Source organism: Vasconcelosia minhoensis LEGE 07310, from assembly GCF_015207255.1.
Taxonomy (GTDB): domain Bacteria; phylum Cyanobacteriota; class Cyanobacteriia; order Phormidesmidales; family Phormidesmidaceae; genus Vasconcelosia; species Vasconcelosia minhoensis.
This window is the reverse complement of record NZ_JADEXG010000029.1, coordinates 46,098-57,697: the sequence shown is the minus strand read 5'-3', so window position 1 is coordinate 57,697 and position 11,600 is coordinate 46,098. Positions and strand designations below refer to the sequence as shown.

The window sequence follows — 11,600 nt, the reverse complement described above, 5'->3', positions numbered from 1 at the left end:
GGTCATGGGGGAGTGATTGAGGAGGGGAGTAATGGCGTGGCGAGTTACGAATCACCAAGACTGAGGGCTTTGGCGGCGGTTTGGACGTCTTTGTCGCCGCGGCCGGAGCAGTTGATGACGATGCGGGGGCTGCCTTCTAGCTGGGGACATAGACTGTCTAGATAGGCGATGGCATGGGCGGTTTCGAGGGCGGGGATGATGCCTTCTAGCTGTGAGAGCAGCTGGAATCCGCTTAGGGCCTGCTGGTCGGTGACGCTGTAGTATTCGGCCCGGCCGGTTTCTTTGAGGTAGCTGTGCTCGGGACCAACGCCTGGGTAGTCGAGCCCGGCGCTGATCGAGTGAGCCTCGACGATCTGGCCTTCCGAGTCTTGCAGTAGGTAGCTCATCGCGCCGTGGAGGACGCCGACGCGCCCCTTGGTCAGCGTGGCGGCGTGCCTGTCGGTGTCTACGCCTTCTCCAGCGGCCTCAACCCCAATAATTCGCACCGCAGGGTCTTGAATAAACTCATAGAACAGCCCGATCGCGTTGGAACCGCCGCCGACGCAGGCCAGCAGAATGTCCGGCAGGCCGCCCCACTTTTCCTCACACTGGATGCGGGTTTCCTGACCGATGACGGCGTGGAAGTCTCTAACCATCATTGGGTAGGGATGCGGCCCGGCGACAGAACCCAAAATATAGTGAGTCGTTTCAACGTGGGTTACCCAGTCCCGGATGGCTTCAGAGGTAGCGTCCTTGAGAGTGCCGGTTCCCACTTCGACCGGGCGCACTTCTGCCCCCATTAGCCGCATCCGAAATACGTTCAGCGCCTGCCGAGCCATATCGTGAATGCCCATATAAATGATGCACTCTAGCCCAAAGCGAGCGCAGGCTGTAGCGGTAGCAACACCGTGCTGCCCGGCTCCGGTTTCAGCGACAATCTTGCGTTTGCCCATGCGCTTTGCTAGCAGGGCCTGCGCCAATGCATTGTTGATTTTGTGAGCGCCGGTATGGTTCAAATCTTCGCGCTTTAGATAAATTTGGGGGCCAGAGCCATTTGGCTGCTGGTATTGGGCGGTCAGACGCTCGGCAAAATATAGTGGGCAGGGCCGTCCCACATAGTCCCGCAGTAGCTGCTTTAGCTCTCGATTGAAGGTCACATCAAGACGAGAGTCCTGAAAAGCTGCTTCAATCTCGGTTAGAGCGGGCATAAGAGTTTCAGGTACATACTTACCTCCAAAGGCCCCAAATCGACCAAAGGCATCAGGCTGTTCAGAAAATTGTAAGGGTGGCGCGGCTGCTTCTGAAGTACTCACGATTTTTAACTATCTCCACGAAGGTTTTGATAGGTACGATGGCGTTATTGAAAGAAATGAATTACCTCAAAGGTGAAACGGAGATGGAATATTTTAGACTGTGACAAAATTCTTCGATTGATTGAAGCCGCCTATCAGAGGGTTCTGCCAAACGCTTTACAAAGGCACTCCCGACAATAACGGCGTCTGCTCCCAGGGCTTTAACCTGACTGGCTTGCTCACAATGAGAAATCCCAAAGCCAACACCAATAGGCTTGGCTGTGTGTGATTTCAACCTTTCTATCAGTGAGACTACGCGCTCATCAACTTGCACCCGCGTGCCTGTCACGCCGGTCGTGCTGACCAAATAAACAAAGCCCTGCGAAGCCCCCGAGATGGCGCGCATCCGCTCGGCAGGGCTCGACGGAGCTACCAACAATATCACCTCTAAACCTCGCTCTGCTGCCGCTCTGAGCAACGCTCTTGATTCCTCAAAGGGTAGGTCAGGCACAACCAACCCTTTTATACCTGCTTGCTGAATTTGGTCCAAACAAACACTAACACCACGATTCAAAATAAGGTTGTAGTAAACAAATAAAATAAGTGGCGATCTCAACTTTTCTACGACAGAGGCGACCATCACGAGAACACGATCGAAAGAAGTCCCTTTGGTTAAGGCCCGTGTTGCAGCTGCGTGAATAACAGGACCATCAGCCAGAGGATCAGAATAGGGCACCCCTAATTCAAGTAAATCAGCCCCACTAGTATCGAGAACTTGCAGTGCTTGCGCCGTTGTTTCTAAGTCAGGATCACCTGCCATCACAAAAGGGATAAGCGCACACAGTTGCTGCTGGCGTAACGCTTTCAAACGGTCCGAGACTGAGGTCATAGCGCTTCTACTTAAAAACAACATTATTAAATCGAGAATTGTTCCACTGCTATTTCTTAGGAAATTCTAGTAGTATTTTGACAGCCTGCTCAAGATCGGGCTTTTTTAAAAGAGATTCACCGACTAAAACGCCTGACGCGCCCGCCTTAGAAACCATTGATAAAGCTGTCGGAGAGTCTAGACCTGACTCGCTAATCACAGGAATTTTTTGACGATCCAATTGTTCCCGACGTGCCGCTAGCAGCCGTTGGGTATTAGAGATATCAATCCTAAAGTCCTCTAAATTACGATTGTTAATGCCCACCATGTCCAATGGCAACCAATTCATTACTCTATCAAGCTCTGCTAAAGTATGCACTTCAACGAGAGATTGCATCCCTAAGCTGTGAATAAGACTCAACAGGCGTTGCCCCTTGTCTTCAGGCAGAATGGCCGCAATCAGAAGTACCGCATCTGCCCCCGCCACACGAGCTAGGTAAACCTGATAGGCATCAATAATAAATTCCTTACACAGCAATGGCAGTGCTACACGTCTTCGAACTTCCCACAAGTTGGCAAAGCTACCTTGAAAAAATGCTGAATCCGTCAAAACCGACAGACAAGTTGCACCACCTTGTTCGTAGGCTCTTGCAATTGTCACAGGATTGAAGTTTTCTCGAATCACGCCTTTACTAGGAGATGCTTTCTTAATCTCAGCTATTAAGCTTGGCCTAGAACTCGGAAAACCAGAATTAGACTTGTCGGATTTTAAACATAGCGCACGAGCAAAATCTTGACAGATTGGCATATCCTCAGCCCATTGAACAATCTCCTCGAAAGATTGCTGCCGCCTCATATGAACAACTTCCTGCTGTTTGTGTCGCACAATCCTAGTGAGAATGGAGTGAGAGTTCGTCGTAGGATAATTGCTCAAACGAGGTAATGATAAAGGAATCGGGAAAGGGGGGATTTTCATATCTTCTCAAGAATAGGTACATTCAAAGAGCTTCAATGCGACATAATGTGCAGTACAATTAAGGTTCTTCCGGTCATTTGGCTGTTTTCCCCTAGCCGACGGGAACGGGCCTCTCTGTCGGTGCCAACTTGGTGAATTTCTGTATGACGTTGTGTATGATAGACAAGCCGATCCCGTCCGCTAACGTCATGATCGATTCGGGATGAAATTGGACTGCCGCGATGGGCAACACTTTATGCTCAATAGCCATCACAACCCCTTCTTCTGAGATAGCGGTTACAACCAGCTCAGAGGGTGTTTTTTCTGGTTGGACGCATAATGAATGATATCGTCCTACAACAAATCTTTGAGGCAACCCTTCAAAAAGAAATGACTCGGCAGAAGTCACCGAGATCTCAGAGGCCTTACCATGCTGCGGAGTCGGCAACAGACTGAGCTCTCCACCAAACCTTTCTACTATACCCTGTAACCCCAAACAAACCCCAAATAGCGGAATATCTCGTTGAACACAGGTTTGAATAGCGTTGCTTAAGTTAAAATCGCTTGGTCTGCCGGGGCCGGGGGAAAGAACTACTAAATCTGGATTTTCTATTTCAAATACCGATTCTGGAAATCCATGACGAAGAGTGATAACTCGAGCCCCTGTCTGGCGAATGTAGTTTGCTAGTGTATGAACAAACGAGTCCTCATAATCTATTAATAGGACGACCTTTTTCCTTAGCTGAGGCCACTCTAGAACCTGCGATTTTGTCTGTGGCCTTAACCGATGATTTAATGGAGAGTTATTCTGCTGAGCCAAGTGCAGAGCTTGAAGCATCGCCGTTGCCTTGAGTTGTATTTCTTCTTCTTCAGCTTCAGGCTGCGAATCATACAGTAAGGTCGCACCCACGCGAATTTCGGCAATTGAATCTTTGAGACGTATGGTTCGGAGGACAAGCCCAGTATTCACACTTCCGTTAAAAGTGAAAGACCCAACGGCTCCTCCATACCATCGACGAGAACTGCTCTCATTTTCTTCAATAAACTGAACCGCTGCACGTTTAGGTGCGCCTGTTACTGTCACTGCCCAAGTATGTGTCAAGAATGCATCTACGCCATCAAATTCAGGACACAGAAAACCTTCAACATGATCCACCGTGTGAATCAGGTGGCTGTAAAGTTCAACCTGGCGTCGGCCTATTACCCGCACTGAACCTGGGTCACAAATGCGAGACTTATCGTTACGATCTACATCGGTACACATCGTAAGTTCAGCTTCATCCTTTTTAGAATTCAGCAATTCAAGTATCCGAGAAGCATCCTCAATGGCATTTTGACCGCGCCGAATAGTGCCACTAATCGGACAGGTTTCAACACGACGGCCATCAACCCGCACAAACATTTCTGGTGAAGCGCCAATCAGATACTCGCCCCCCAAATTAAACATAAAACTATAGGGGCTTGGATTAATCTCAAGGAGGGTTTCAAACAACTTAGAAGGTGGTTCATTGCAGCTCCTGAAAAAGCTTTGGCTGGGCACTACTTCAAATAAGTCTCCTTGGCGAAAATACCTGAGCGCCTTCTTTACTAATTCAGCATACTCGCCAGGCTGATGGTCGCACTGGCGTGTTAAGAACTGCCGCTCTCCGCGAAAGTCAGTGACTTCGCCGCAGCGTGCTACACCTTTGGTACTGCCAGTTTCAGTATCAAACTCATATTCCAACTCAAACGACTGCCGGGCGCTATTATCAATGACAAATAAATGATCAGGTAAATAGAGCACTATGTCACGCTGTTCATCGCCTTGGTCACGACGCTTGGAAACGGATTCAAATTGGAAGATGAGGTTGTATCCAAACGCTCCATAGAGACCAAGGTAGCTATCTTGGTCACTGTGAAAGGTATCTAAAACGGAACGAATTATCGAAAACACCGAAGGCTGACGACTACGATTCTCTTCTTGAAACATTTGCTTGCCAGGCAAAATCTTTCCTCTGATACACTGATTTTCACGTTTTAGGTCATCTATGCCTGAAATGCAGCATAGGATAAGGTCTAAATGGGACACTAACACCTGCCCCCGATCGTTCAATGCTCTGATTACAAAAGTATTATCCTTAGTAGTTATTTCTAAAGGCGGATCGACGAAGCCGATCGCCCAACGCTTGTAACGTCCTGGATACTCATAACTGCTTTGAAGTATTGCCCCTTTTTTTGAGTCAAGTTGTGGAAGTAGACCGCTGAAAGTTTCTGCTATGGATAGAGAGGTTACACGGCGACTCACCTGAACATTGCCGCGTGTAGTATAGGTATAAGACTCTTGAAGCATTGCATTTTCCTTATTTTTAAACGTTTCTCGTTTGGTACTTTTTCCCAAGCCAATCCGTAAAAGAGAAGATGAGATAAGCAATACATGTTGCTAGCTTGCGATGGCGATACTTACTATTAATTCGGCAGCCAGATAGGCGTCATTTCTATTAAGTTGGAATTTCAGGCAGTTGGGCGGTTATAAGCTGCTAAAATTGATCATGACTCAACTACTTGTGCGTTGACACCGAAAATGCAAGGAGTGTATGATCATGAAAACTGAGACTAAACCTCAGGAGACATGCCCAGTAAAAATTACGATTGATCTTATTTCTGGAAAATGGAAGCCCAACATTTTGTACTACTTGGGAGAGGACACTCAGAGATTTGGCCAGCTCCAACGAAAGATTCCGAGCATCAGCCGACGTGTCCTGACACTTCAACTTAAAGAACTTGAACGGGATTACTTGATCCAAAGGAAAGCTTATTTGTCACCTCTTAAAGTTGAATATTCTCTTACTCAGGAAGGCCGCAGCCTTATTCCGATATTAATATCGATGAAGCAGTGGGGGGAGGTTTATCTAGCTAGCCGCTGAGTTTACATTCTGTAATTTTAATTTTTGAGCCTGTGAGGTCATTGTTTTTTTCTTTAACAAGATATATCCAGCAGCGCCCACAGCTAAAATAGGCAATCCTGAAGCCCTCTCCGGAACGGAAGGTGCCTCCTCTACACGGACAATTTCGCCGCTCCCTATAGTGGTGCCGAAGTTCGAGACATAAATAGAGTCATCAGGTCCTATGGCCAAGCCAGTCGGCCCTACTAACCCTTCGCCAGCTTCAATTAGTGTGCGTAGGCTACCGTTCGCAGAGATTTTTCGGAGTGCGCCTGTAAAGTCTTGTTCAGATTCATCTGTGGGAATAGGGGCATCTGGATTGACGGCAAATTCTAAAACATACAGATCGCCATTGCTGTCAAAATCCAACCCGATAATTTGAGTAAATCCTCCAGCGAAAACCTCAGGATCACTTCCGGAAGCGAGTCTCAAGACGCGAGCGCTACCAGGCGGCGCGAAGTTGCCGGTTAGCTCTCCTATGTAAAAAGCACCATCAGGTCCTAAGGCTGCTGTCGTAGGCACGCGCTCGAAAGACTCACCATCAACAACTTCCGGAGGAAAAACTGCATTTAGAGTAACATTTCCATCTAGGCCTGCAGAATAGAAGTTGTTTCCTCCAGGATCTGAAACGTAAAAGGTATTATTATAAATCTCTAAATCAAATGGATTATTGAGAAACGCACCATCATCCGGATTGTCTAATTCCTCAAACTCTACTAAATCGACTGTAAAGTCTCCGCGCTCCCAGTACCCATCCTTGTTGATATCGAATGAAAGCAACTTTCCTAAGTCATTGCCACCTGCTGCAACAATCGCGTCTTTCTGATCAGTTGTTGTCGCATACCCGAATAGAGCGTAAGGATTTCCATTCTGGTCAAAATCAATATCATGAACCCCTGTCGCGGGAAGTGTCGCCCCTAAATTAGTCGGGGCCGTAGCGCCTACTGGAATCAATGCTAACGACGGCAAGTCAGTTATTACACGCTGTTGCATTCCATCTTTTACTTTCGTGACAGAGCCCGAAAGTCCAAAGGTTTGAATTGAATTTAGCTCCGGCGCTGGCACCGTCAGGCCATTTCCACCGATGCCTGCTTCAGCAACGTACAGTTCGCCTTCTGGACCAAACGTCATTCCTCTTGGATTGTTCAGCCCTGTAGCAATGGTTGTTAGGCTTGCAGCTTGAGCTACACCAGCAGAACAGAGCAGAGCTGAGAATACACTAATCAACAGTTTCAAAGAGTACTGACCAATAAAACACTGATTGCGAATCATCTTCATGATGGCGAAAATCCTATCTTAGACCAACACGTTATTTCAAACTTGGTGTCTGCATTATCAGACATAAGCAGCCGTTACCATTACCGGGCCGAATGTGAATCCTCATCCTTATTTCGAATTCCTGCAGAAACATTAGCTTATCGTTAATAGTGTGTTGAAGTGATCAAACATATTTGAAAAGTTTATGTAGACATGGTCAACAATTCTATGTACTACCTGCTTTTTATCGTCAGCCATCCACATATGGGCCAACAGCTCGTCCATCTCATTATCCAAAGAATCATGACTCTCTTCTGCTGCTAGATGTTTTTTTGAGAAGTATTTTAATTTATCAGAAGCTTCTAGCCGCTCTGAAAATCCAGAAATCTTGCTAAAGAAAACCTTTGCAGCAGACTCAATTGTTAATAAGATCGCGATACGCTCGTGATCGCTACGAGCCTCGAAGACCTTAGCAAGGATTTCATAGGTTGTGTCGCGGACCGGTGTATTTTTCTCACCATACAAGGAGCGAATCCCAGGCGCTTCGACGTTCATTACATCCAAATCATGCAAAAACCATTCCTCATGACCCGCATCTTCAGACTGATGCAATCTCAGTAGTTTTTTTAAGCTTCCATCCTGAATCCTTCTCACGTTGAGTTCTAAGAGATCTTGAAAAGACAATACCCAAAAGGCCATTTTCTGAGCCACTGGAGCTAGCTGACTCAAGCTATTCAAGGATTCTAGCTGTTTAAAGAATAAGTGCTCCATAAATATGTTTTCCTTTAATTCAAGATAGTTGTAAAGCGAATGCATTGTAACACTAGATGGAGCTAAAGTCCTGTCTGTACTGGCGTGACTCATAGATATTTCCTGTATTTTAGGTTGGTTTGATGAGAACAAAGAACCGCAGATGAATATGCAGGCATCGAAATTCGCGGCAAGTTGGAAATGGTATGATTTACTTCATTTAAAACAGTCTTGCTGATTAATCCATTCACTCATTGGTGTTAGCTGCACTGGTAACTTTTCTAGTACTGCGTTTAGACTCAGAGCTACTGGCGACTGCGGCTGACTCACAAACCATCCATATAAGGCCGCAATTTCTGTCCCAATGGGCTCACCGATACCAGCATTGATTTGTTCTTCAAACGTATCAAGAGGGATGGGATAGTAATCAATTTCTCGACGTAGTGCCTGAGAAAACCGCTCAGCAATATCCTTGCCCGTCAAAACTTCAGGCCCACCGATGTTAAATTCAGAGCCTGCTAGCTCAGTTTTTTTCAAAGCTTCCACCACATATGAGGCCAGATCTTCAACCCCAATCCAAGATGCGGGGAAATCAGCTGGAATGGGATAGGCAACAGTCGACTTTTCTTGAATGCTGGGTACAGACCAGGGAGCGGCTAAGTTTTCCATATAAAATGTCGGCCGTAGGATAATATAGGGTAGACTACTTCGTTTCAGATAATGTTCGATATCGTACTTGAGATCTATAGCTTTCACGCCTGTTTTTTCGCTAGGTACTATGACACTTGTATTCAGTACAAGCAAGCTGACACCAGCTTCTTTTGCTGCATCGATTGCATTAATGGCGTAGTCAACAACAGCTGGTGTAAAGTCTAGTGGCAGCTGTAAAAAGACTCGGTCAACGCCATCGTTAGCCGAAACCAAGCTTGAAGCCTCTCCAAGATCTCCACAAAAAATCTCGGCTCCGGCTCGTTGTAAAGCTTCAGCTTTTTCCGGGTTTCGGACTAGGAGCCTGATTGAAAAGTCCTCCTTTAGTAGAAGGCGACTGGCAACGGCTTGTCCTTGAAGACCTGTTGCACAGTAAACGAGGATACGTTTTTGCGTCTTATTCATCTTATTCATCTTATTTTGTTTGTAACTTCCTTTCTGAAAGCAGCTACATGCTGATCAGCAATAACTGCCTATACTTAAAACAATCTTAGAGCCATTGTATTGTGTGAAACATTCTCAGGTTAAGTGGCGTTAAAGATATATGTACGGCTCCTTGAACACCTGTAAAAAGCTACAGCATCTATAGTTATCTATCGGCAAGCTGCTACAACACTAGTGGGGCCGAGATTCATGGCTTACAACTCTTCACATGCAGCATTAAGGTGACGCCATTGAGACCCTTGTACGGACAAGATGGTTTGCATTTTGCGCCTGACCTGAGTTAGTGGTGATTTACTACAAGCCGATACTATTAGAGTCTTTAACTTTCTGCAAGTAGTAACAAAAATGTAACTTGCAGGAGCTGCTTTTCTGTCAGGTAATGTAATGTGTTCCTGGTGACATTGCTAGTTGCTCTGTTTCATGCGTTGGAAGCCTCTGTCTCTTTCCCGATTCGTATAGCTTTGTTGAATAGATTCGTCGAGCGGGCAGGTAAGATTCGGTAAGGTTGAGATAGCAGCCTAAGCAAGGGAGAGCATGAAAAGCCACCGCATCCTTAGCATCGTGAGCGGGAAATCCCCCTGACGCGAAGTGACTGGGGGATGAAAGCGAACACGGAGTTTATGCTACTCAGCCTCAACCCCTGCCTGGTTCTTGACGTACTCCATCACAATTGCCAAGGGCGCTCCGCCGCAGGAGATTATGGCTTTCTGCCTACCCCACAGGCTGCGGCCCTTCCCGTAAGTCTGCCTGAAATCGGACGGGAATTGAGCCATCACGGCCTTGGTTGAAGCAGACTTGAAGCTTTTGACGAGCTGAGAGATGTTGTTGTCTGGGTGCAAGCTGACCAGGAAATGAATATGGTCAGGCTCAACCCCCCATTCCATTAGTTCAGACCTGTTCTTAGTACAAATTCGCCGCACAGTTTCCGCGATGCACTCAGCTATTGGTTGTGTGAGGCATTTACGGCGATACCGTGTCACCAGGTAAATATGTAGGTGAATACTGTAAGCGACATGAGCTGCCTTATGTAGCGTTGTCCTAGTCATTGCAGGTGAGGTATACTTAGGACATGGTAACTAGACGCATCACCTTCCGGCTATACCCCACCAAGCAGCAGCAGCAAAAGCTGTTTGAGTGGCGGCGGCTGCATGGCTACCTCTACAATGCCTGCGTGGAGCATCGCATTACGAGCTACCGCAAATTCGGCCAGTCTGTCGGCTACATTGACCAGCAAAACCTGCTGCCAGCCTTCAAAGCGTGCTGGCCTGAGTACAAAGCGCTAGGCAGCCAAGCGCTACAGGCCACAGTGAAGCGAGTAGATTTTGCCTTTCAGCGATTTTTCAAGGGTCTAGGCGGCTATCCAAAGTTCAAGACAATTCGCCACTATTCGGGTTTCACTTACTCAGGGAAAGCGGGTTGGAAAGCGCTCACTGACGGGAAGCATGGTCAACTGCAAATTACGAATCTAGGCAAGATTCGGATGTGCGGCAAAGCCCGGAGGTGGGGCACCCCGACCCCCTGCACCATCGTCTATCGGGCCAGCGAAGGGAAATGGTATGCCTCTATCACGGTGGAGTGTGTGCCTGTCCGGCAGACTGGCCCTGGTGCGATTGGCATTGACCTGGGCTGCAAAGATGCCGTCACCTTCTCCGATGGCCGCAAGATAACCAAACCGACCTTTATTCAGGACGGGGATGTAGCCGTGAAGGCAGCCTCTAAAAAGCTTCGCCGCAAGCGCAGACCTGACCGTAAAGCAGGCATCAAAGCCTCGTGACGGTGGCGCAAAGCAAGTCGGGACGTGGCCCGGCTCAAGCGAAAGGTCGCCAATCAACGAGCCGATTGGTTGCACAAACTCACCAGCGACACAGTCAGCCGTAATAGCCTGGTCGCGGGTGAAAAGCTCAACGTCAAGGGAATGACAGCCCGAGCAAAAAAAAGGGGAACCGGAAGCGCCAAAAAGCTGGCTTGAACCGTTCTATCCTCTCGGTTGGCTTTGGCATGGTTGGCCCGATGCTGGCCTACAAGTCAGCCGAGGCGGGCGGATTCTATTTGGAGTCGCCCACCCAAGAGCTCAAACCGACTCAGCGCTGTGCAAAGTGCTGGGAGTTGACCCCCAAGACGTTGAAAGACCGAGTTCACATCTGCTCTAACCCAGCGTGCCAGCGCGTTGAGGACAGAGACGTAAATGCTGCCCAGGTCAACCTGCTCTGGGCACGGGGGCAGGAATCTTCCCTCGCAAGTGTGGAGCCCTCAAGCTCTACTTCCTGCGGAAGCATGAAGCACCTTGGGGCACTGAAGCACAGGAAACCGCCTGATGCGATAGCGACTGGCGCGTAGTTTATTCAAGTTTGGCGTCTTTGACTTCCATCAGCCGCAGCCGATGATTCAAGAGGGCTACGACACAGCAAAGGCTGCCATACCCCAAA

At 47.8% G+C, this 11,600-nt stretch carries 9 protein-coding genes and 1 pseudogene; 2 read left to right on the top strand and 8 right to left on the bottom strand.

Annotation, left to right across the window (positions count from 1 at the left end; genetic code table 11):
* Positions 1-44: 44 nt before the first annotated feature.
* From trpB to IQ241_RS13375, 4 genes are all read right to left on the bottom strand, one after another.
* Positions 45-1,292, bottom strand: a complete 1,248-nt coding sequence (gene trpB, locus IQ241_RS13390; protein WP_322743653.1) for a tryptophan synthase subunit beta — start codon at positions 1,290-1,292, stop codon at positions 45-47.
* Positions 1,293-1,353: 61 nt separating this feature from the next.
* The gene (gene trpA / locus IQ241_RS13385) at positions 1,354-2,160 is read right to left on the bottom strand and encodes a tryptophan synthase subunit alpha (protein WP_193907938.1); all 807 of its coding nucleotides are present in this window, start codon (positions 2,158-2,160) and stop codon (positions 1,354-1,356) included.
* Between the two features lie 49 nt (positions 2,161-2,209).
* Entirely contained in the window at positions 2,210-3,115 is a 906-nt protein-coding gene (gene trpC, locus IQ241_RS13380; protein ID WP_193907937.1) for an indole-3-glycerol phosphate synthase TrpC, read from the bottom strand.
* A 91-nt stretch (positions 3,116-3,206) separates the two neighbouring features.
* The gene (locus IQ241_RS13375; RefSeq protein ID WP_193907936.1) at positions 3,207-5,423 is read right to left on the bottom strand and encodes an anthranilate synthase; all 2,217 of its coding nucleotides are present in this window, start codon (positions 5,421-5,423) and stop codon (positions 3,207-3,209) included.
* Between the two features lie 244 nt (positions 5,424-5,667).
* Here IQ241_RS13375 and IQ241_RS26560 point away from each other — a divergent pair, with 244 nt between their 5' ends.
* Positions 5,668-5,997: a winged helix-turn-helix transcriptional regulator gene (locus tag IQ241_RS26560; protein WP_193907935.1), complete on the top strand. Its 330-nt coding sequence runs from the start codon at positions 5,668-5,670 to the stop codon at positions 5,995-5,997.
* On the opposite strand, the gene IQ241_RS13365 is transcribed toward IQ241_RS26560, so the two are convergent.
* The 4 genes from IQ241_RS13365 to tnpA form a co-directional block, all read right to left on the bottom strand.
* Complete coding sequence (locus tag IQ241_RS13365; RefSeq protein ID WP_193907934.1) at positions 5,983-7,293, bottom strand: ScyD/ScyE family protein; 1,311 nt, start codon at positions 7,291-7,293, stop codon at positions 5,983-5,985. The two genes, IQ241_RS26560 and IQ241_RS13365, sit on opposite strands and share 15 nt — an antisense overlap.
* 132 nt (positions 7,294-7,425) lie before the next feature.
* Positions 7,426-8,136: a hypothetical protein gene (locus tag IQ241_RS13360; protein ID WP_193907933.1), complete on the bottom strand. Its 711-nt coding sequence runs from the start codon at positions 8,134-8,136 to the stop codon at positions 7,426-7,428.
* 102 nt (positions 8,137-8,238) lie between these two features.
* Positions 8,239-9,135: an SDR family oxidoreductase gene (locus tag IQ241_RS13355; protein ID WP_193907932.1), complete on the bottom strand. Its 897-nt coding sequence runs from the start codon at positions 9,133-9,135 to the stop codon at positions 8,239-8,241.
* A gap of 662 nt (positions 9,136-9,797) precedes the next feature.
* The gene (gene tnpA, locus IQ241_RS26555) at positions 9,798-10,220 is read right to left on the bottom strand and encodes an IS200/IS605 family transposase (protein WP_193907931.1); all 423 of its coding nucleotides are present in this window, start codon (positions 10,218-10,220) and stop codon (positions 9,798-9,800) included.
* Between the two features lie 23 nt (positions 10,221-10,243).
* On the opposite strand from tnpA, the pseudogene IQ241_RS26550 reads away from it, so the two are divergent.
* Positions 10,244-11,511: pseudogene (locus tag IQ241_RS26550) on the top strand (RNA-guided endonuclease InsQ/TnpB family protein).
* Positions 11,512-11,600 lie beyond the last annotated feature (89 nt).

Coding starts and splice junctions, on each gene's coding strand:
- trpA (WP_193907938.1), bottom strand. CDS start 2,160: ATGACCTCAGTCTCGGACCGTTTGAAAGCGTTACGCCAGCAGCAACTG.
- IQ241_RS13365 (WP_193907934.1), bottom strand. CDS start 7,293: ATGAAGATGATTCGCAATCAGTGTTTTATTGGTCAGTACTCTTTGAAA.
- IQ241_RS26560 (WP_193907935.1), top strand. CDS start 5,668: ATGATCATGAAAACTGAGACTAAACCTCAGGAGACATGCCCAGTAAAA.
- trpC (WP_193907937.1), bottom strand. CDS start 3,115: ATGAAAATCCCCCCTTTCCCGATTCCTTTATCATTACCTCGTTTGAGC.
- tnpA (WP_193907931.1), bottom strand. CDS start 10,220: ATGACTAGGACAACGCTACATAAGGCAGCTCATGTCGCTTACAGTATT.
- IQ241_RS13355 (WP_193907932.1), bottom strand. CDS start 9,135: ATGAATAAGACGCAAAAACGTATCCTCGTTTACTGTGCAACAGGTCTT.
- IQ241_RS13375 (WP_193907936.1), bottom strand. CDS start 5,423: ATGCTTCAAGAGTCTTATACCTATACTACACGCGGCAATGTTCAGGTG.
- IQ241_RS13360 (WP_193907933.1), bottom strand. CDS start 8,136: ATGAGTCACGCCAGTACAGACAGGACTTTAGCTCCATCTAGTGTTACA.